The organism is Bradyrhizobium sp. CB2312, assembly GCF_029714425.1.
Taxonomy (GTDB): domain Bacteria; phylum Pseudomonadota; class Alphaproteobacteria; order Rhizobiales; family Xanthobacteraceae; genus Bradyrhizobium.
Genome location: NZ_CP121668.1, coordinates 3,894,806 through 3,913,822 on the forward strand (window position 1 = coordinate 3,894,806; position 19,017 = coordinate 3,913,822).

A 19,017-nucleotide genomic window follows, 5' to 3' on the forward strand; every position below is an offset into this window, starting at 1 on the left:
CTACGAACGACGTCAGATCTGAGTCTGACCACCGTCGACGAAGAGCTCGACACCATTGACGAAGCTTGCCTCGTCCGAGGCGAGGAACAGCACGGCCTTGGCGATCTCCTCGGGCTGCCCGATGCGGCCGACCGGGATGAGCCCGGCGAGTTGGGTCTTGGTGCCTTCCGCTTGCTCACCGCCGCCGAACAGATGATTCAGTCCGTGTGTCTCGGTGACGCCGGGGCTAACAGCGTTGACGCGGATGTGCCGGTCCTTCAGGTCGAGGATCCAGTTGCGCGCGAAGTTGCGCACGGCGGCCTTGGTTGCGGAATAGACGCTGAAAGCCGGCGTACCCGAGATGCTCGTGGTCGACGCATTCAGCACGATGGATGCGCCTTCGCGGAGCAACGGCAATGCCTTCTGAACCGTGAAGAGGACGCCCTTCACGTTGGTGTCGAACGTGCGCTGATAGTGCTCCTCGGTGATGGCACCGAGTGGTGCGAACTCACCGCCGCCGGCATTGGCGAAGATCACGTCGATCTGCTGGTGCTTCTTCTGAACGGCGTCGTAGAGCCGGTCGATGTCGGCGAGGTTGGCCATATCGCCCCGCACGCCGGTCACGCGGCTACCGATCGACTTCACCGCTGCATCCAGCGCGTCCTGGCGGCGGCCGGTGATGAACACCGCGGCGCCCTCGGCTGCGAAGGCCTTTGCGGTCGCAAGGCCGATGCCGCTCGTGCCGCCGGTCACCACCACGACCTTGTTGTTGAACCTGTTCGTCATCGTCCGTCTCCTTCGAAAGCATGTGGCGAAAGCGCCGTTGCCCGTCGTAGATGTAAATAGAACGATGATGCGGCCAGACGCCGGATTTGGTACGCATCGTTCTATGAAAAGAACGATGAAGGCTGATTTGAATGACTTTGCCTATTTTGCCGAGGTGGTGGGCCATGGCGGCTTCGCTGCTGCCGGGCGGGCCTTGCGCGAGCCCAAGTCCAAGCTCAGCAGGCGGATTGCCGGGCTGGAGGAGCGCCTGGGGCTGCGCCTGATCGAGCGATCGAGCCGACGCTTCCGCGTCACCGAAGTCGGGCAAGCCTTTTACGAGCGCTGTCGCGCGATCCTGGCTGAAGCCGAGCAGGCCGAGGCGCTGGTGGCGCAAGCGCAGGCCGAGCCTCACGGTCGCATCCGTTTCAGCTGCCCGACCGGCATGGTTGCGGAGATCTCCGCGCTCATTTCGAGCTTCCTGATCCGCTATCCCAAGGTGCGCCTGCAGCTCGTCGCCGTCGACCGGCCCGTCGACCTGATTGACGAACGGATTGATGTGACCTTGCGCGTGCGGTCCGAGCTCACGGGCGATGCAGCGCTGACGATGCGGTCGCTCGGCACGTCCACGCGAATCCTTGTCGCGAGCCCCCAGCTGGCAAGCCGGTTGCGTGCCCTCGATGACCTGGCCGCGGTTCCGACGCTGGCGACGTCGGATGAGGACACTCTGGTCGAATGGCATCTGCAGACCGACGATGGGCAGGCCCGCGTCCTCACGCACGAACCACGAATGGGATGCGGCGACTTCGGCGCTGTACGAGACGCGGCGGTTGCCGGCCTCGGCGTTGCGCTGTTGCCCGATCACATCTGCCGGGACGCGCTGGGCCAGGGTAAGCTCATCCGCGTGTTGCCGGAATGGCGCGGCCACCGTGGCATGGTGCATCTCGTCTTCACGACGCGACGCGGCCTGCCTCGGGCCGTTCGCGCGCTGATTGATCATCTCGCGGCGGGATTTTCCAAGACGCTGGTGTGATGGCAATGCCTCGTCTTTGCGCTAAAGCGCGATGAGATCAGGATGAATCGTCATCGCGCTTTAGCTTGTTGTTTGCGCATGATCTTTTCGGAAAACCGCTACGCACTTTTCCGGATCATGCTTTCGCGGACAGCGCTGTGCGCAACCGCAGACCAATCCGCCCTACGAAGCTCGTCCCAGCAGCACGTCGCGCTCCACTGCAATCCATGTCGTCCGGGCGAGGGCCAGCAACGTCCCGGCTTCATCATAGAGCGCGGCGTCGGCGGTGCGCTTGCGGCCGTCGCGGCCGGTTGGCCAGGCCGTGATGATGCAGGGGGCGCCGGGGCGCGGGCGGGCTTCGATGCGGGCCGACATCCGGCCCAGCAGGAGTGGAGTCTTGTCGTAGCTGCCGCTCTGCGGATTGCAATTGCAGGCAAAGCCGGTGGGACAATCGAGCGCCGACCAGAGAAATTCCGGCGCGACCAGGCCGTCCTCGGCGGCGAGGTTCGGATCGGGCGTCCAGGTTGCCGCGAGAACGGCGTTCTGCGCACGACGCTTGAGTGGCCCGGTGAAGATGCGCAGGCCATCGCCCTGCGCTCGCGCGGGACCGCAGACGAAACAGTTCGGCAGCGGATGCTCGTACGGCTCGAACAGCGTCAGCAATTCGGCGGCGCGTGCTTCCCGCAAGCTGGCCGTCTCGAGCTGCGCGAGCTCGACACTCGCCGCGCGCCCGGTCGCAATGACCTTGGCGCCATCACGAAGCTCCCAAGCGCCATCCTCGGCGGCGACTGCATCGAGCGGCGTGTCCAGCGGAGGCGGCGCGCGCAGTGTGATCTCCGCCGCCCCCGGAATGTGGCGGGCTAGCCTGCCGCAGACATAGCCGCCATTGCCGGAGTTCGGAGGGCCGCAGAAGCGCCTGGCGATGATGATCTCGGTCACGTCTGTTGCCGTTCCCCCGCGCATTCTACCTGATCTTGAGCACAATTCGTCCCTGAACCGTCCGGTCGGCCACGGCGCGCATGGCGTTGCCGGCCTCTTCCAAAGGGAGGATGCGGTCGATATGCGGGCGGATTTGTCCGTCGGCCAGCAGTTGCATCAGCGCGTCGTTCATGCGCGCGGCTAGATCCGGAAATTTCTCGGCCCAGGCGCCGGCAAAGACGCCGATGATGGAATAGTTCCTCAGCAGCGGCAGGTTCATCGGGATGGACGGAATCTCGCCGCCGGTGAAGCCGATCGGCATCAGTCGGCCGCCCCATTTCATCAGCCGGGCCATCTGCTCGAAGATTGCGCCGCCGACATTGTCGAAGCCGACATCGATGCCGTCTCCTGATGTGATCGATTTGAGCCGGTCGCGAAGATCCTCGCTGCGATAGTTGATCACATCGTCGGCACCATAACCGCGCACCAGCACCGCCTTGTCATCGGCGCCGACACCTGCGATGACGCGGAGGCCCAGATGGCGGCCGAGGTCGACGGCGGCGAGTCCAACCCCGCCGGCCGCACCGCTGACGAAAACGGTTTCGCCGCGATGCGCCCGCGCCCGCTCGACCAGTGCGTAATGGGCCGTGCCGTAATTGTGCAGCACCGTCGCCGCGGTTTCGAAAGCAACGCCATCGGGCAGGCGCACGCTCTTCGATTCCTTCGCAGTCATCCGTTCGGCGTAGCCGCCGGTCCAGTTGCTGCAGGCCACGCGGTCGCCGGGTACGAATGTCGCGACCTTCTCGCCGACGGCGACGACGACACCGGATGCCTCCGTACCGGGCACGAACGGCGTCGGCGGCCGCATCTGGTAGAGGCCCGAGACCAGCAACTGGTCCATGAAGCTGACCGAGGCCGCGTGGACGTCGATCAGGATCTCGTCCCCGGCGGGCTTCGGCTCGTCGATCTCACCGACGCGCAAATCGCCGGGGCCGGTGAAGGAGCTGCAGAGAACGGCTTTCATTGCGGTGCTCCGACAGCGCGAGATGACTGGCGATCGTCGGCCCGGCGGCGCGCGAACAGGCGCGGCACCAGCATGGGAACGCGCCGGCGATATTGCTGATAGGTCTCTCCGAACTCCGCGATCAGGTCCCGCTCCTCGAACTGCAGCGCGATCAGGATGTAGGCGGTGTTGGCGATCGCGAACAGCAGATGGCCTGCGGTCATCGCGGGCGTGGCCCAGAACGCGAGCAGGAAGCCAAGCATCAGCGGATGCCGGACGATTTTGTAGAGCAGGGGCGTCTTGAAGGTTTGAGCCGATATCTCGGAACCCCTCAGCACGGAGAAAGCCTGACGCAGGCCGAACAGATCGAAATGATCGATCATGTAGCTCGAGGCGAACACGATCACCCAGCCGAGCCAGTGCACGCCGGTCAGCAGCCACGCTGCAACTCCGCTGGCCTGCCAGACCGGTGCCGGGATCGGGCGCCACTGCCAGAACAGCAGCAGCAGGATCAGGCTGGAGAGCAGCACATAGGTGCTGCGCTGGCAGGCCGCGGGAAGGAATTTGACCAACCATCGCTTGAAGGCCGGCCGCGCCATGACGCTGTGCTGGATCGCAAACAGGCTCATCAGCAGCAGATTGACGACGATGGCCTCGCTCAGATGGGTGGGGCTGCCGACGTCGATCGACTTGTCGATCGATTTGGGCACGACATAATTGCCGACGAAACCGGGGGCGTAGAGAAATGAAACCGTGAATACGCCATAGCTCACGATGGCGTAGAGCAGGATTGCGAGGCGTGCGAACATGGTTTTTCCTGTTGTGCCGGTGGCAGCGCTGCCGCATGGAGGAGCCTGAACTACTCGCGGGCGGTCAGGCTCGATCTGGCCTGACTGCTATCGCCGGACCGTCCCCTGTGAGTCCCCTTGGGACGCTGGCCGGGAAAGAGGTTTTCCATGACGGCCTTCTCGCTGGGGACGTTCGGGTTCCCTAGGGTTTACGCCGACGGCCGCCCGATCAAGCTGGCCTTGCGCAAGGGGCTTGCGCTGCTGGTCTTTCTCGCCGAGGCCAAAAGTGCCGTTGCGCGGGACGTGATCGCTACGCTGCTATGGCGGGAGACGCCCCGCGAGACCGGCCTTGCGCGATTGCGGCGCCTGCTTCACCGCATCGAGCTCACGCTCGGCAAACCGGTTTTCGAGACCGACCGCACCAGCTTGCGTGTGTCTCCAGACGTCGAGCTCAAGCTCGATTCGCAATTGTTCGAAAGCGCCTGCGATCGCGGTGACTTCGAAGCGGCGTGCCGGATCTATCGCGGCGATTTCCTCGCAGGTTTCTCGCCGGACGATTCGCCTGAATTCGACGATTGGGCGTTCTATCGCCGGGAGGCGCTGCGAGGGCGGCTGGTGCATGCGCTGGAGCGCCTGGTGCAGGACAAGAATGCCGCCGGCGACCATTCTGCCGCGACGGCATTTGCAGGACGCCTGGTCGAGCTCGATCCGCTCAGCGAAGTCTACGGCCGGCATCTGATCCGCAGCCTGCTGCTGGCCGGTGACCGCAGCGCCGCGGAGCGGCATCATGTGGCGCTGACGCAGCGACTGCGCGACGAGCTCGGGGTCGCGCCGGAAGCCGAGACCGAGGCGCTTCTCAGTCCGGCCGCGGCGCCACATGCCGTTCCGGCGACACGCTATGTCAAGGGCGCTGGCGTGCATCTGGCGTATCAGACTTACGGAAGCGGTCCGCTCGATATCCTGGTCATGCCGGGCTTCGTGTCGCATGTGGAGCGCGTCTGGGAGCATCCCGCGAGCCGGACGTTTCTGGCGTCATTGATGAGGCTTGGGCGGCTCATCATTTTCGATCGTCGCGGCATCGGACTGTCCGACCGGGTCGGATCGGCCCCCGGCATCGAACTCACGGCGGAAGATATCGGCACCGTGCTGCGGGCGGCGGACTCGCGTCACGTGGTGCTGTTTGGCGCATCCGAATGCGGGCCGGCCTGCATCAAATTCGCGGTCGATGAACCGCGGCTCGTGGCCGGCCTCATCCTGTTCGGCGCGCTGGCCAAAGGCTGCTGGTCACAGGACTATCCGCATGCGCTCCGCGCCAGCCAGTATGATGTCTGGAGCAAGCACCTCATCGCGGAATGGGGCGGCCCGGTGGGCATCGAGACCTTCGCGCCGAGCCTTGCCGACGATCCCCAGGCGCGCGCGTGGTGGGCCGGGCTGCTGCGCGCGGCCTCCAGCCCCGGCGGGATCTCGGCGGTGCTGGATGCGTTTCGCGACGCCGATGTGCGGCACTTGTTGCCACAGGTGGCCGTGCCGACGCTGGTGCTGCACCGGCGCGGCGATCGGGCCGTGCGGATCGCAGCGGGGCGCGATATCGCGAGCCGGATCAGGAACGCGCAATTCGTCGAGCTGGAGGGCCATGATCACTGGTTCTTTGCGGGGGATCAGCGGCCGGTGCTGGCGGCGATCAGGCGGTTTACGGAGGATTTGGCGAAGCGAGGCGAGGGTGCCGGTGTGAGGCGCTAGCCTGATTTATTGGCACGTTTCGTGCCTCCGAAAGCGGCAGACGACACAGTGCCTAGCCAAGGAGACCCGGCATGAAACGCGAAGACCTCACCGAAAAGCTGCTCGACATCAAGCGCGAGAAGGGCTGGAGCTGGAAACACATCTGCGAGAAGATCGGCGGCTACTCCGAAGTTCTGATTGTTGGCGCGATCCTCGGTCAGATGAAACTGACAAAACCGCAGGCGGCGAATGCCGGCGAGCTGTTCGGGCTGTCGAAGGCGGAAGTTGCGATGCTCAACGAGGTGCCGATGCGCGGCACCGGCACGCCGATGCCGCCGACCGATCCCTTGATCTACCGCTTCTACGAGATGGTGATGGTGAACGGTCCGGCCTGGAAGGCGCTGATCGAGGAAGAATTCGGCGACGGCATCATGTCGGCGATCGACTTCGACATGGCCATGGAGCGCGTCGCCAATCCGAAGGGCGACCGGGTCAAGATCACCATGAGCGGAAAATTCCTGCCGTACAAATATTACGGCGCCAGCGGCAACGTGCCGGAATACGGATTTAAGGAGGAGTGAGGCCTCGCCTAGCGCGCCGACGGAGGTGTGATCCCTCCCCCCTTGTGGGGGAGGGCTAGGGAGAGGGGTAGCCCAGGAATAGGTGCTGGTTGTTGACGATGCGCAGATGTGGGTGCGTGACGGATAAAGTCCCCGTGTTGCACCCCTCTTCCTGACCCTCCCCCGCAAGGGGGGAGGGAACGGAGAGACTACCGTTGTTGGCTACAAAATCGCGCCCGGCGTGTAGCTGGCCGCTACAGGCTTCGCCTTTGCCAGCGCGTCGACCTGCTCGGCGAAGTGATCGACCTGCGCGCCGGCATCGCCGGAATTGGCGCGGCCGTGATCGAGCACGCGCTGCAGCTCGGCTTCGCTGAGGCCGAGACGCTGATCGGCGGCGAGACGCTGCAAGAGATCGTTCTGCACGATCTTGCCGGTGCGCAGGTCGCGGATGGCCGCGACCGCATGCTCCTTGATCGCCTCGTGCGCGCCTTCGCGCCCCGCGCCCTTCTTCACCGCTTCCATCATCACCGTGGTGGTCAGCAGGAAGGGCAGATAGCGGTTGAGCTCGGTCGCGACGACGGCGTCAAAAATCTCCATCTGGTCGAGCACCGAGAGCAGGGTCTCGAGCAGGCCGTCCATGGCGAGGAAGGCATCGGGCAGCATCACGCGGCGGACCACGGAGCAGGAGACGTCGCCCTCGTTCCACTGGTCGCCGGACAGGCCGGCGGCCATCGCGAGATAGCCCTTCAGCACCACGTGCAGGCCGTTGATGCGCTCGCAGGAGCGGCTGTTCATCTTGTGTGGCATCGCGGAGGAGCCGACCTGGCCCTTGGCAAACCCTTCGCTGGCGAGCTCATGGCCCGCCATCAGGCGCAGCGTCTTGGCGAAGCTGCCGGGGCCGCTGGCGAGATCGACGAGCACGCTGACCGCGCGGAAATCGAGGCTGCGCGGATAGACTTGGCCGACGGCATCGAAGCTCTTTGGCAGGCCGAGATGCTTGAGGATCTGCTGCTCGAGCGCGCGGGCCTTGCCGGCATCGCCGTTGAACAGGGTGATCTGGTCGAGCCGCGTGCCGACCGCGCCCTTCAGGCCGCGCGCGGGATAGGTGTTCAGCACGTTGACGAGGCTCTGATGCGCCAGCAGCATCTCCTCGCCGAACATGGCGATGCGCTTGCCGAGCGTGGTGACCTGGGCGGCGACGTTGTGCGTGCGTGCCGTGAACGGCATGTCGCGGAACTGCTTTGCGTGTTTCGCAAAGCGAATGAGGGTGGCGATGCTCTTGGTCTCGATCAGCTGCAGCCCGCGATAGACCTGGAGCTGCTCGACGTTCTCGGTGAGGTCGCGGCTGGTCATGCCCTTGTGCAGGTGCTCGTGACCGGCGAGATCGCAGAACTCCTCGATGCGCGCCTTGACGTCGTGGCGGGTGATGCGCTCGCGGCGCATGATGGAGCCGAGGTCGACTTGGTCCTTCACGCGCTCGTAGGCCTCGATCACGCCATCCGGCACCGGGATGCCGAGATCGCGCTGACCCTTCAGTACGGCGATCCAGTAGTCGCGTTCGAGGCGGACCTTGCCTTCGCCGCTCCAGATGGCGCGCATGGCGGGCGAGGCATAGCGTTCGGCGAGGACGTTCGAGATTTGATCCTGAGGCATGCCGCTCATTTGGCATTGCCGGGGGCCGACTGCAAGTCGCGAGCCGGCCCCGGGGCGCCGGCATGGCCCATCCGTCCACATTCCCTGCCGGACCGAGGCGATGCGGCTGTTCCGCGCCGGCCGGGGCGGTCAGCCAAACGCTGCCCGCACCTCCTTGATCGGGGCCATTTCGCGGACGTAGGTAAACGCGCCCCGATCCTTCATTTCGCGGGCGCAATTGAGGAACGCCGCCAGCGCAACGCGGGCCATGGCGCCGCCCACGCTGATGCGCTTGACGCCGGCGGCGGCAATCTGCTCGACGGTCAGCGTCGGATCGGCGAAGCCCATCACCAGGTTGAAGGGCTTTTTGACCGACGAGGCCACGGTGCGGATGGTCTCGATGTCGTGGACCCCCGGCGAATACAGCACGTCGGCACCGGCGGCCTCGAAGGCCTGCAGCCGCCGGATCGTGTCGTCGAGATCGCTGTTGCCCTTCAGCAGGTTCTCGGCGCGGGCCGTCAGCGTGAATGGGAAGGGGAGCGCGCGTGCCGCCTCGACGGCGGCCTGCACGCGTTCGACCGCGAGCTGGAAATCGTAGATTGGCTTGCGCGGATCGCCGGTAAAATCCTCGATCGAGCCGCCGACGCACCCGGCCTCCGCCGCGCGCGTGATGGCCCTGGCCGCGGTCTTCGGATCGTCGGCGCCACAGTTTTCGAGGTCGGCATTGACGGGAAGATCGGTCGCCTCGGCGATGATCCGGCAGTTTTCAAGGATGGCGTCGAGGCCGACGGTCGTGCTGCCGAGGGTATTGGCAAGGCCAAGGCTCGTCGTCGCCAGCGCCTCGAACCCCATCGACGCCAGCAGTTTTGCGGTGCCGGCATCCCAGGGGTTCGGGATGATGAAGGCGCCGGGGCGCTGATGCAATTCGCGAAATCGTGCTGCCTTGTCGGCCTGGGTGCGCATGGGGGCTCCTGTCGGTCTTCGTGTCGCGCAGCAGCAATAGGATGGTTTCGCCCATCAGCCAAATTTGTTATTTCTTTCGATATCATCAGCTTTTTGCATGAGGTCAGGTCGGCATGGACAGCGACGCCCTGAACACGTTCCTGGTGGTGCACCGGCGCGGCGGCATCTCGAACGCTGCAAAGGCGCTGCATCGCTCGCAGCCGGCGATCTCGCGGCGCATCGCGCTTCTCGAGCAGGAGCTCGGCGTGCCGCTGTTCGAGCGGGTCGCGGGCAAGACCCGGCTCAGCGATGCCGGCCGCGTCATGGTGCCCTATGCCGAGCGGGCGGTGGCAGCGGCGGAGGACGCCGAGAACGCGGTGCGCGCGCTGCTGCGCGACAGCGCCGGGCCGGTGTCGCTGGCGGTGACCGGCACGCTCGCGGGCAGCAGGCTCTCCCGGGTGCTCAAGCGCTTCGTCGCCCGGCATCCGGATGTGGCGCTGACGCTGCGTACGGCGACCAGCGCCGAGGTCTCTGATCTGATCCGGCGCGGGGAGGCGACCATCGGCCTGCGCTACGATCGCGACCGCTCGGCCGATCTGGATTGCGAGTTGCTGTTTGCCGAGCCGCTGCAGGTGGTGTGCGCGCCGGATCATCCGCTGGCGGGCAAGCGGGTGGCGAAGCTCGCCGATCTCGGCGACGAGAAATGGATCGCCTTTCCGGAAGTGCCGGGCCGCCGTGAGATCACGGCCTCACACGTCTTCGCGCTGTTCCAGAGCGCAGGGCTCGGCGAGATCGAATGGACGGCGGTCGACAGCCTCACCGCGCAGAAGCGCCTGGTCGACGCCGGGTTCGGGATCGCGTTGCTGTCACAGAGCAACGCGGCAGAAGAATTGGGGTCGGGTGCGATCGCGACGATTCGCGTCGGCAATCTCACCGCACGTCATGACGTCGTCGCGGTTGTCAGGCGCGGCGGTTTCCTCAGTGCCGCTTCGCGGCGTCTGCTGGAGATCATCCGGCGGGAGTTTTCGAGCAAGCGCGTGGCGAGGTAGCGAAGAGAGCTGCTGTCTTCGCCACGCGTCGCTGGTCGATCTAAAGCATGATCCGGAAAAGTGCGCAGCGGTTTTCCGAAAAGATCATGCTCAAACAACAACCTAAAGCGCGATGACGATTCATCCTCATCTCATCGCGCTTTAGCGGGCTATGTCCCGGCCTTCACCTCGGCGGCCGCGACCGCGAGCAGCTCGCTCATCTTGGCGCGAATCGCCTGTTCGGTGACGGCGACGTTCTTGGCGGCGAAATCGCCCATGACCTTGCGCAGGACGTCGCCATCGCCGGCCTCCTCGAAATCGGCCGCGACGACCTCCTTGGCATAGGCCGTGGCGGCCTCGCCGGTGATTCCGAGCTTTTCGGCCGCCCACAGCCCGAGCAGCCGGTTGCGGCGGGCTTCCGCCTTGAATTTCTGCTCCTCGTCGAGGGCGAACTTCTTCTCAAAGCCTTCCTGGCGCTTGTTGATTTCGCTCATGCCTCTTCCAATTCCTTTGGCTTTCCGGGCCCGGTCCGCCTCGTTGCGAGGGCCCAGGCGCATGCCTAGATAGAGGGCAGGAATCGGCAAAACAACGAGCCGTTAAGCCGCAGGCAAGGCGGTATAAGTCAGCGTCGGATGGGCCGGATCGATTGTGCTGGGACAGCCAATCGGATAGGTTGCCTGAAGGCTTGGTTCCCCTTCTGTTTCCAAGGGTTGCAGACGGGTTCCCGGCCGTTCACGGCAGCTCCGCTGTGGGTCGTAACCTGGTAACCGGAGCACACCAAATACATGGATTTCAACAAAACACGGTACATCCCCATGAGCCGTCGGCGTCGCATTTATGAAGGCAAGGCAAAGGTTCTTTACGAAGGCCCGGAGCCCGGCACCCTGATCCAGCACTTCAAGGATGACGCCACAGCGTTCAATGCGAAGAAGCATCAGGTGATCGAGGGCAAGGGTGTCCTCAACAACCGGATCTCGGAGTACCTGTTTCAGCACCTCAATGACATCGGGGTGCCGACCCATTTCATCCGCCGCCTCAACATGCGCGAACAGCTGATTCGCGAGGTCGAGATCGTGCCCCTCGAAGTGGTGGTGCGGAACGTCGCCGCCGGCTCGCTGTCGCAGCGCCTCGGCATCGAGGAGGGCACCCAGCTGCCGCGCTCGATCATCGAGTTCTATTACAAGAACGACCAGCTCAACGACCCCATGGTGTCGGAAGAGCACATCACCGCGTTCGGCTGGGCGACGCCCCAGGAGATCGACGACATCATGGCGCTTGCCATTCGCGTCAACGATTTCCTCACCGGCCTCTTCCTCGGCATCGGCATCCGCCTCGTCGATTTCAAGATGGAGTGCGGCCGGCTGTTCGAGAACGAGATGATGCGTATCATCGTCGCCGACGAGATCTCGCCGGATAGCTGCCGTCTGTGGGACATCAAGTCGAACGAGAAGCTCGACAAGGACCGTTTCCGCAGGGATCTCGGTGGCCTGCTCGAGGCCTACACGGAAGTTGCAAAGCGTCTCGGCATCCTCATGGAGAACGAGCGTCCGCAGGGCACGGGTCCCGTGCTGGTGAAGAGCTAAGAGGGATATGGACGTGAAGGCACGTGTCACCGTTACCCTGAAGACGGGTATTCTCGATCCGCAGGGCAAGGCCATCGAAGGCGCGCTGAAGTCGCTCGGCGTCGACGGCGTCGCCAGCGTCCGCCAGGGCAAGGTGTTCGACATCGAGCTCGCCGGCGTCGACAAGGCCAAGGCGCAAGCCGCGCTGAAGGAGGCCGCCGACAAGCTCTTGGCGAACACCGTGATCGAGAACTATCGGGTCGAAATCGTATAAGTCTGCGTGCGGCCGTAGCCCGGATTGCGCTTCGCTCCATCCGGGCTACGAAGCAGCTCGCCTCACAGCCACCCGACGCGGCGAAAGCGCCAGTACAGGCCGGCGCAGGCGAGCGCCATCAGCCCCATGACGACGAAGTAGCTGTATTCCCATTGCAGCTCGGGAATGTATTTGAAGTTCATCCCGTAGATGCCCGCGACGGCGGTCGGGACGGCAAGGATCGCGAGCCAGGAGGCGAGCCTCTTCGAGACCACTGTCTCCTGCGCCTGGCCGACCAGGAGGCTCGCTTCGAACGCGAAGGCCAGCACCTCGCGCATGGAATCGATGCGCTCCTGGATGTTCCTGACGTGGTCGGTAACGTCGCGGAACAGGGGCTGCATCGCCTGCCGCACCATCGACAGCTCGTCGTGCTCGAGCCGGCGGCAGACCTCCACCAGCGGTCCGATCGCGTTGCGGAGCCGCAGCAGGTCACGGCGCAGCATGTAGAGCCGCTCGATCTGCGCCCTGGTGATCGCGTGGGCGAGCACGTCGTCCTCGATGCCCTCGACCTCTTCGTGAATGCTCTCCAGCACGGGCGAGTAATTATCGACGATGAAATCGAGAATGGCATAGAGGATGTAGTCCTCGCCGCGGGCGAGCGCCCGCGGGCAGCTTTCGCAGCGTTCGCGCACCGGCGTGTAGGATGTCGAGGCGCCGTGGCGCACCGAGACCAGATAGCCGTCGCCGACGAAGATGTGGGTCTCGCCGAAGGCGATGCGGCCTTCGATCAGTTGCGCGGTGCGCGCCACGATGAACAGGGCCTCGCCATATTGCTCGATCTTGGGCCGCTGATGGGCGTGGTTGGCGTCCTCGATCGCGAGCTCGTGCAGGTCGAACTGCTTTTGCACCGCGCCGAGCAGGGCCATGTCGGGCTCATGCAGCCCGATCCAGACTACATGGCCCGGCTTGGCCCGCCAGCTCGAGGCCTCGCTGATGGCGATATTGGCCACACGCCGGCCGTCGACATAGGCGCCGGCAGCGACGACGCCCTCGGTCGACACCGGTTCGGCAGGAGAGGCGGGCCGCGACGGGACATTCATGGCATCCATCCCGGGCAAGATCGTTGGCAGACACGCCGTTCTATGGCCTGTGTACAAGGCCATCAGGCAAGGCTAGCACTGGTAAAATCCCCGTCAAATGGCTATGTCTCTTCACGAATTGGCCCTTCGGCCAGCCCGATTCCCAGCACCGCCGGAACCCGAACATGAAAGCCGCCATCCTCGTCTTTCCCGGAATCAACCGTGAGCGCGACATGGCGCGCGCCTTGAGGCTGATCTCCGGCAGCGAGCCCGCGATGGTGTGGCACGCCGAGACGTCGCTGCCATCAGGCACCGATCTCGTGGTAGTGCCGGGCGGCTTCTCCTACGGCGATTATCTGCGCTGCGGCGCGATCGCGGCGCGCGCGCCGGTGATGGACGCGGTGCGCGATTACGCGGGCAAGGGCGGGCTCGTGCTCGGCGTCTGCAACGGTTTCCAGATCCTCTGCGAGTCCGGCCTGCTGCCGGGCGTGCTGATGCGCAATGCGCGGCTGAAATTCATCTGCAAGGACGTGCATCTGCGCGTCGAGCGTTCCGACACGCCGTTTACCCGCGGCTACAATGCCGGCCAGGTGATCCGCGTGCCGGTTGCGCATGGCGAGGGCAATTACGAGGCGGATGAAGAGACCATCAAGCGGCTCGAAGGCGAGGGGCGGGTGCTCTATCGCTACTGCTCCGCCGACGGCGTGGTCGACGAGGCCAGCAACATCAACGGCGCGGCGCAGTCCATCGCCGGCATTGTCAACGACAAGGGCAACGTGCTCGGCATGATGCCGCATCCGGAAAACCACGTCGAAGACATCATGGGCTGCACCGACGGCCGCGGCCTGTTTGCCGGCCTCACCGCACATCTGGAAAAGGCCGCGTGATCCCGTTCGTAGTGAAGCGGCTGTCGGCCGCCATTGCTGTCGTTGCGTTTGCGACGGCTGCCTTCGCGCAGGATTATCCCAAGCGTCCGATCACCATGATCGTGCCGTTCGCGGCCGGGGGCACCTCGGACGTGATCGCGCGCACGGTCGCCGAGCAGATGGGCATCGCGCTCGGCCAGACCATCGTGATCGAGAACGTCGCGGGCGCCGGCGGCTCGACCGCGCTGGCGCGCGCCTCCCGCGCCGAGCCTGATGGCTACACCATCGCGATCGGCAATGCCGGCACCAATGCCGCGACCTACACGATCTATCCAAAGCTACCGTTCACGCCCGACTCCTTCGTGCCGATCGCCATGGTGGCGAAGACGTTCGGCATCATCGCGCTGCGCAAGGATTTCCCGGCGAAGGATTTGAAATCGTTCATCGCCTATGCCAAGGCCAATCCGGGCAAAATCAATCTCGGCCATGCCGGCGTCGGCTCCTCGAATTACCTGATCTGCAAGAGCTTCGTCACCGCCGCGGGGATCGACGCGACGCTGGTCGGCTATCGCGGCGCCGCGCCTGCGCTGACTGATGCGGTCGGCAGCCAGATCGACGGTGTTTGCGACGCGGCGGCTTCCGTCTCGCAGTCGATCAACGAGAAGCTGGTGAAGGGGCTGGTCGTCGGCTCGACCGTGCGGCTCGCGACGCTGCCGGAGCTTCCGACGTCGGCTGAAGCCGGCCTGCCCGACTTCGAGGCACAGGGCTGGAACGGCCTGTTCGCGCCCAAAGGCACGCCGCCGGCCATCATCGCCAAGCTGAACGCGGCCGCGCGGACCGCTGTGGAAACAGAGGCGGTGAAGAAGCGTTTCGCGGACCTTTCGACCGTGGCGCCCGATGACAACGAGCATGCGCCGGAGCTGCTTCAGCAGCTGGTGACGCGCGACGTCGAGAAATACCGGAAGATGCTCGCGGACGACGCCAAGCAATAGCGGCGTGCTCTACCTCAGCTTCAGCCGCTCCGCCGGCACGGTCATCGCGGCGACGCCGGCCATCACCAGCAATAGCCCCAGCGCCAGGTTCGACGGCACGCTCTCGCCGAGCAGCAGCACCGAGAGGCCGACGCCGATCGGGATGCGCAGATAGCCCTGCGCGTTCGTGGTCAGCGTGCCGAGCCGGCCGAGGCAGACGTAGAACAGCATCAAGCCGAGCGCGCTGGAGACGATGCCCATGACGATGGTTGCGACGATCGCGGTCGGCGTTGGATGTAGCGTCCAGGGCTGGTCGATGATCAGCGACGGCGGCAGCAGCACGAAGCCGCCGAACAAGAGCGAGCCCGCCGCCACCACCATCGGGTCGTAGTCGGACAGTCTGAGACCGAAGATCGTGGCGCAGGCAAAGGAGATGGTGGCGAGCAGGATTGCGATCTCCGCCACGATCTCGCTGCCGAAGCCGCGCAGCGCATCGAGCCCGATGATGGCGACGGTGCCGGCGAGACCCAGGATTGCGCCCATGAGCTTGAGCAGCGTGGCCGGCTCGTGCCGCGTGATCAGCGAGGTGATCAGGAAGGCGAAGATCGGCGTGGTCGAGGCCAGCACCACGGTGTTCGACGCCGGCACATATTGTTGCGACCAGGTGATGACCAGAAATGGAAAGGTCGAGTTGATCAGCTGCTGGGTCGCGAACAGCTTCCAGGCTTGTGCATCGGTCGGGACCTTGATCCCGCGCATCCACAGGATTGCGAACAGGAAGGCGGCCGCGATCAGCGCGCGCACCGAGCTGAAGGTGATGGGCGGGATCGTGGAGAGCGCCAGCTTGGCCAGCGGATAGGTCGAGCTCCAGCAGCAAGCGAGCGCGAACAGCAGCGCATAGTCGCGCCAGCTGCGCGCGCCGGTGGCGGCCTTGGACGGCAATACCGAGGCTGGTGCGCGCCTCGTCGGCGATGTGCTCTGCGGCACCTTGTTCTGGCTCCCCGGCGCGAGCGTGCTCAGACAAAGTCTGGGCGAGGGGGCGCCAAAAGGGAAGGCGTGAGCTATGCGTTCGGCGGAGGTGCCGACTTCCACTTCGCCCGCTTGATCGTGCCGGAGAAGGTGAACAGGAGGCGCTCGCCGCACTTCATCTGCCCGCGCAGGAAGATCAGCGAATTGCCGGCGCGGGTGACCTCGCCGGTGCACTCGATCAGCTCACCCTCGTGGCCCGCGTCGAGGAATTCACAGCCGAAATTGACGGTCACGCCTTTGCCGTTGAGGGCCTGGCGGCCGAGCGCGAACAGGCAATAGTCGGCGAAGGCCATGAAGCAGCCGCCATGGACGTTGCCGGAGCCGTTCAGGTGCTTCTTTTCCACCCGGAAGGCGCAGCGGACGCTGCCGTCCGCCTCCAGGCGGTGCCAGAAGGGGCCGACATGGGTCTCAAAGCTGTCGCGTATCCAGGTCTGCCAGCCCGCAAATTCCCCGTCGGTGGCGACGTGCAGGTCGGGGCGGGGGGAAGCGGCCATTTTGGTCAATTCGTGCAAGGAAATGGGCCTTCAATTGCGGGTCTTGAGCCCTTAAATCCGATCTGTTCCCGCAGTGCAATTCCCGTTCCCGCAAGGCCCCCGGCCGCAAAACGTGGGACAGTGGGAAAATGCGTCATAAAGGGCTTTTCGAAGCCATCCGATGTTCCTAAGAACGGCCAAACCGCCGCCGAAAGCCCCGAATCCATGAAGAACGAACCCAAGATCACCCCTGAACTGGTTGCCGCCCACGGGCTCAAGCCCGACGAATATGAGCGCATCCTGAAGCTGATCGGGCGGGAGCCGACCTTCACCGAGCTCGGCATCTTCTCGGCGATGTGGAACGAGCACTGCTCGTATAAGTCCTCGCGCATCCATCTGCGCGGCCTGCCGACCAAGGCGCCCTGGGTGATCCAGGGCCCCGGCGAGAATGCCGGCGTGATCGACATCGGCGACGGCCAGGCCGTGGTCTTCAAGATGGAGAGCCACAACCACCCGAGCTACATCGAGCCCTACCAGGGCGCAACCACCGGCGTCGGCGGCATCTTGCGCGACGTCTTCACTATGGGCGCGCGCCCGATCGCCTGCCTCAACGCGCTGAGCTTCGGCGCGCCCGAGCATGCCAAGACGCGGCATCTGGTCTCCGGCGTCGTCGCCGGTGTCGGCGGCTACGGCAATTCCTTCGGTGTGCCGACGGTCGGTGGCCAGGTGCGTTTCCACACCCGCTATGACGGCAACATCCTCGTCAACGCGATGGCGGTGGGCCTCGCCGATGCCGACAAGATCTTCTATGCGGCCGCCTCCGGCGTGAACATGCCGATCGTCTATCTGGGCTCGAAGACCGGCCGCGATGGCATCCATGGCGCATCGATGGCCTCGGCCGAGTTCGACGACAAGTCCGAGGAAAAGCGTCCGACCGTGCAGGTCGGCGACCCCTTCGCCGAGAAGCTGCTGCTGGAAGCCTGCCTCGAGATCATGGAGAAGGGCTGCGTCATCGCGATCCAGGACATGGGCGCGGCGGGCCTGACCTGCTCGGCGGTCGAGATGGGCGCCAAGGGCGATCTCGGCGTCGACCTCGATCTCGACGCGGTACCGACCCGCGAGATGGGCATGAGCGCCTACGAGATGATGCTCTCGGAAAGCCAGGAGCGCATGCTCATGGTGCTCAAGCCCGAGAAAGAGAAGGAAGCCGAGGCGATCTTCCAGAAGTGGGGCCTCGACTTCGCCGTGGTCGGCTACACCACGCCGAGCAAGCGCTTCGTGGTCAAGCATGGCGGCGACGTCATGGCCGATCTGCCGATCAAGGAGCTCGGTGACGAAGCGCCGGTCTATGACCGCCCGCATGTGCCCTCCGCCGCGCTGCCCGTCGTGCATGCGCGCGACGTGCCGGCGCCGATGGCGCTCGGCGCGGCGCTGGAGAAGCTGATCGGCACGCCCGACATGTGCTCTAAGCGTTGGGTCTGGGAGCAGTACGACCACGTCATCCTCGGCAACACCATGCAGCGCCCCGGCGGGGATGCCGCGGTCGTGCGCGTGCAGGACGGGCCGAAGGGCCTTGCGCTCACCGTCGATGTGACGCCGCGCTATTGCGAGGCGGACCCGTTCGAAGGCGGCAAGCAGGCGGTGGCGGAAGCCTGGCGCAACATCACCGCGGTCGGCGGCAAGCCGCTCGCGATCACCGACAACCTCAACTTCGGCAATCCCGAGCGGCCCGAGATCATGGGCCAGTTCGTCGGCTGCCTGAAGGGCATCTCGGAAGCTTGCCGCACGCTGGATTTCCCGGTCGTCTCCGGCAACGTCTCGCTCTACAACGAGACCAATGGCCGCGCGATCCTGCCGACGCCCTCGATCGGCGGCGTCGGCCTGCTCGACGACTTCACCAAGTCGGCCTCGCTCGCCTTCAAGGCCGAGGGCGAGGCGATCCTCTTGATCGGCGAAACCCACGGCTGGCTCGGCCAGTCGGTCTATTTGCGCGACATCTGCGGTCGCGAGGAGGGCGCGCCGCCGCCGGTCGATCTCGCCGCCGAGAAGCGCAACGGCGACTGCGTGCGCGGCATGATCCATGCGGGCACCGCGACCGCGGTGCACGATCTCTCCGACGGCGGCCTGCTGATCGCGCTCGCCGAGATGGCGATGGCGGGCGGCATCGGCGCCAAGCTCCTGGCGGCGCCGACCGCGCTCGTCTCGCAGGCCTATTGGTTCGGCGAGGACCAGGCGCGCTATCTCGTCACCGTGCCGGAAACCGAAGCCGGCCGCGTGCTCGCCAAGATGCGCGGCTGCGAGGTGCCCTGCGTGCGCATCGGCACTACGGGCGGCGACGCCATCGCGATCGCGGGTGAGGCGCCCGTTACGATCGAGGCGCTGCGGAAGTCATTCGAGCGCTGGCTGCCTGAGTATATGGGCGGGAAGGCGGCCTGAGGCGG

The 19,017-nt window shown here is 65.2% G+C and carries 19 protein-coding genes; 9 read left to right on the plus strand and 10 right to left on the minus strand.

Annotation, left to right across the window (positions count from 1 at the left end; all coding sequences use genetic code 11):
• Positions 1-12 precede the first annotated feature (12 nt).
• Complete coding sequence (locus tag QA642_RS18785; RefSeq protein WP_283085955.1) at positions 13-765, minus strand: glucose 1-dehydrogenase; 753 nt, start codon at positions 763-765, stop codon at positions 13-15.
• A gap of 115 nt (positions 766-880) precedes the next feature.
• On the opposite strand from QA642_RS18785, the gene QA642_RS18790 reads away from it, so the two are divergent.
• Positions 881-1,774 (plus strand): LysR substrate-binding domain-containing protein, encoded by an 894-nt coding sequence (locus tag QA642_RS18790; RefSeq protein WP_283085956.1) that lies wholly within the window; start codon positions 881-883, stop codon positions 1,772-1,774.
• A 162-nt stretch (positions 1,775-1,936) separates the two neighbouring features.
• Here QA642_RS18790 and QA642_RS18795 read toward each other — a convergent pair whose 3' ends face one another.
• The 3 genes from QA642_RS18795 to mddA are packed head-to-tail and all read right to left on the minus strand — an operon-like array spanning position 1,937 to position 4,483.
• Positions 1,937-2,692 (minus strand): hypothetical protein, encoded by a 756-nt coding sequence (locus QA642_RS18795; protein WP_283085957.1) that lies wholly within the window; start codon positions 2,690-2,692, stop codon positions 1,937-1,939.
• Between the two features lie 25 nt (positions 2,693-2,717).
• Positions 2,718-3,695 carry an NADPH:quinone oxidoreductase family protein gene (locus tag QA642_RS18800; protein ID WP_283085958.1) on the minus strand — a complete coding sequence of 326 codons (978 nt, stop codon included), beginning with the start codon at positions 3,693-3,695 and terminating at the stop codon, positions 2,718-2,720.
• The gene (mddA, locus tag QA642_RS18805) at positions 3,692-4,483 is read right to left on the minus strand and encodes a methanethiol S-methyltransferase (protein WP_283085959.1); all 792 of its coding nucleotides are present in this window, start codon (positions 4,481-4,483) and stop codon (positions 3,692-3,694) included. The genes QA642_RS18800 and mddA overlap by 4 nt, the downstream gene beginning before the upstream one ends.
• Positions 4,484-4,630: 147 nt before the next feature.
• On the opposite strand from mddA, the gene QA642_RS18810 reads away from it, so the two are divergent.
• Together QA642_RS18810 and cynS are read left to right on the plus strand one after the other, a co-directional pair.
• A complete protein-coding gene (locus QA642_RS18810) occupies positions 4,631-6,202 on the plus strand; it encodes an alpha/beta fold hydrolase (RefSeq protein ID WP_283085960.1) in 1,572 nt (523 codons plus the stop codon).
• A 71-nt stretch (positions 6,203-6,273) separates the two neighbouring features.
• Complete coding sequence (gene cynS / locus QA642_RS18815) at positions 6,274-6,762, plus strand: cyanase (RefSeq protein ID WP_142251064.1); 489 nt, start codon at positions 6,274-6,276, stop codon at positions 6,760-6,762.
• A gap of 201 nt (positions 6,763-6,963) precedes the next feature.
• Here cynS and purB read toward each other — a convergent pair whose 3' ends face one another.
• Both purB and QA642_RS18825 read right to left on the minus strand, forming a co-directional pair.
• Entirely contained in the window at positions 6,964-8,403 is a 1,440-nt protein-coding gene (gene purB / locus QA642_RS18820) for an adenylosuccinate lyase (RefSeq protein ID WP_349253856.1), read from the minus strand.
• A 120-nt stretch (positions 8,404-8,523) separates the two neighbouring features.
• A complete protein-coding gene (locus QA642_RS18825) occupies positions 8,524-9,336 on the minus strand; it encodes an isocitrate lyase/phosphoenolpyruvate mutase family protein (RefSeq protein WP_283085962.1) in 813 nt (270 codons plus the stop codon).
• A 113-nt stretch (positions 9,337-9,449) separates the two neighbouring features.
• Here QA642_RS18825 and QA642_RS18830 point away from each other — a divergent pair, with 113 nt between their 5' ends.
• Positions 9,450-10,364: a LysR family transcriptional regulator gene (locus tag QA642_RS18830; RefSeq protein WP_283085963.1), complete on the plus strand. Its 915-nt coding sequence runs from the start codon at positions 9,450-9,452 to the stop codon at positions 10,362-10,364.
• A gap of 149 nt (positions 10,365-10,513) precedes the next feature.
• Here the strand turns inward: QA642_RS18830 and QA642_RS18835 are convergent, their stop codons facing one another.
• Complete coding sequence (locus QA642_RS18835) at positions 10,514-10,837, minus strand: DUF1476 domain-containing protein (RefSeq protein ID WP_283085964.1); 324 nt, start codon at positions 10,835-10,837, stop codon at positions 10,514-10,516.
• 321 nt (positions 10,838-11,158) lie between these two features.
• Here QA642_RS18835 and purC point away from each other — a divergent pair, with 321 nt between their 5' ends.
• Both purC and purS read left to right on the plus strand, forming a co-directional pair.
• Positions 11,159-11,926, plus strand: coding sequence for a phosphoribosylaminoimidazolesuccinocarboxamide synthase (purC, locus tag QA642_RS18840; RefSeq protein ID WP_172782948.1), 768 nt, complete (start codon positions 11,159-11,161; stop codon positions 11,924-11,926).
• Positions 11,927-11,939: 13 nt separating this feature from the next.
• The gene (purS, locus tag QA642_RS18845) at positions 11,940-12,179 is read left to right on the plus strand and encodes a phosphoribosylformylglycinamidine synthase subunit PurS (RefSeq protein WP_283085965.1); all 240 of its coding nucleotides are present in this window, start codon (positions 11,940-11,942) and stop codon (positions 12,177-12,179) included.
• A gap of 62 nt (positions 12,180-12,241) precedes the next feature.
• Here purS and QA642_RS18850 read toward each other — a convergent pair whose 3' ends face one another.
• Positions 12,242-13,258, minus strand: a complete 1,017-nt coding sequence (locus QA642_RS18850; protein WP_283085966.1) for a magnesium and cobalt transport protein CorA — start codon at positions 13,256-13,258, stop codon at positions 12,242-12,244.
• Between the two features lie 164 nt (positions 13,259-13,422).
• Here QA642_RS18850 and purQ point away from each other — a divergent pair, with 164 nt between their 5' ends.
• A complete protein-coding gene (gene purQ, locus QA642_RS18855) occupies positions 13,423-14,124 on the plus strand; it encodes a phosphoribosylformylglycinamidine synthase subunit PurQ (protein ID WP_283085967.1) in 702 nt (233 codons plus the stop codon).
• A complete protein-coding gene (locus tag QA642_RS18860; RefSeq protein ID WP_283085968.1) occupies positions 14,121-15,095 on the plus strand; it encodes a tripartite tricarboxylate transporter substrate binding protein BugD in 975 nt (324 codons plus the stop codon). The genes purQ and QA642_RS18860 overlap by 4 nt, the downstream gene beginning before the upstream one ends.
• Positions 15,096-15,104: 9 nt before the next feature.
• Here the strand turns inward: QA642_RS18860 and QA642_RS18865 are convergent, their stop codons facing one another.
• A complete protein-coding gene (locus QA642_RS18865) occupies positions 15,105-16,061 on the minus strand; it encodes a DMT family transporter (protein WP_283085969.1) in 957 nt (318 codons plus the stop codon).
• Positions 16,062-16,135: 74 nt separating this feature from the next.
• Positions 16,136-16,615: a PaaI family thioesterase gene (locus QA642_RS18870; protein WP_283085970.1), complete on the minus strand. Its 480-nt coding sequence runs from the start codon at positions 16,613-16,615 to the stop codon at positions 16,136-16,138.
• 186 nt (positions 16,616-16,801) lie between these two features.
• Here QA642_RS18870 and purL point away from each other — a divergent pair, with 186 nt between their 5' ends.
• The gene (gene purL / locus QA642_RS18875; protein ID WP_283085971.1) at positions 16,802-19,012 is read left to right on the plus strand and encodes a phosphoribosylformylglycinamidine synthase subunit PurL; all 2,211 of its coding nucleotides are present in this window, start codon (positions 16,802-16,804) and stop codon (positions 19,010-19,012) included.
• Positions 19,013-19,017: the final 5 nt, after the last annotated feature.

What these genes read in the sequence shown, in the direction of transcription:
- QA642_RS18785 (WP_283085955.1), bottom strand. Translation starts at nt 765, where the DNA reads ATGACGAACAGGTTCAACAACAAGGTCGTGGTGGTGACCGGCGGCACG.
- QA642_RS18790 (WP_283085956.1), top strand. Translation starts at nt 881, where the DNA reads ATGAAGGCTGATTTGAATGACTTTGCCTATTTTGCCGAGGTGGTGGGC.
- QA642_RS18800 (WP_283085958.1), bottom strand. Translation starts at nt 3,695, where the DNA reads ATGAAAGCCGTTCTCTGCAGCTCCTTCACCGGCCCCGGCGATTTGCGC.
- mddA (WP_283085959.1), bottom strand. Translation starts at nt 4,483, where the DNA reads ATGTTCGCACGCCTCGCAATCCTGCTCTACGCCATCGTGAGCTATGGC.
- QA642_RS18810 (WP_283085960.1), top strand. Translation starts at nt 4,631, where the DNA reads ATGACGGCCTTCTCGCTGGGGACGTTCGGGTTCCCTAGGGTTTACGCC.
- cynS (WP_142251064.1), top strand. Translation starts at nt 6,274, where the DNA reads ATGAAACGCGAAGACCTCACCGAAAAGCTGCTCGACATCAAGCGCGAG.
- purB (WP_349253856.1), bottom strand. Translation starts at nt 8,403, where the DNA reads ATGAGCGGCATGCCTCAGGATCAAATCTCGAACGTCCTCGCCGAACGC.
- QA642_RS18825 (WP_283085962.1), bottom strand. Translation starts at nt 9,336, where the DNA reads ATGCGCACCCAGGCCGACAAGGCAGCACGATTTCGCGAATTGCATCAG.
- QA642_RS18830 (WP_283085963.1), top strand. Translation starts at nt 9,450, where the DNA reads ATGGACAGCGACGCCCTGAACACGTTCCTGGTGGTGCACCGGCGCGGC.
- QA642_RS18835 (WP_283085964.1), bottom strand. Translation starts at nt 10,837, where the DNA reads ATGAGCGAAATCAACAAGCGCCAGGAAGGCTTTGAGAAGAAGTTCGCC.
- purC (WP_172782948.1), top strand. Translation starts at nt 11,159, where the DNA reads ATGAGCCGTCGGCGTCGCATTTATGAAGGCAAGGCAAAGGTTCTTTAC.
- QA642_RS18850 (WP_283085966.1), bottom strand. Translation starts at nt 13,258, where the DNA reads ATGAATGTCCCGTCGCGGCCCGCCTCTCCTGCCGAACCGGTGTCGACC.
- purQ (WP_283085967.1), top strand. Translation starts at nt 13,423, where the DNA reads ATGAAAGCCGCCATCCTCGTCTTTCCCGGAATCAACCGTGAGCGCGAC.
- purL (WP_283085971.1), top strand. Translation starts at nt 16,802, where the DNA reads ATGAAGAACGAACCCAAGATCACCCCTGAACTGGTTGCCGCCCACGGG.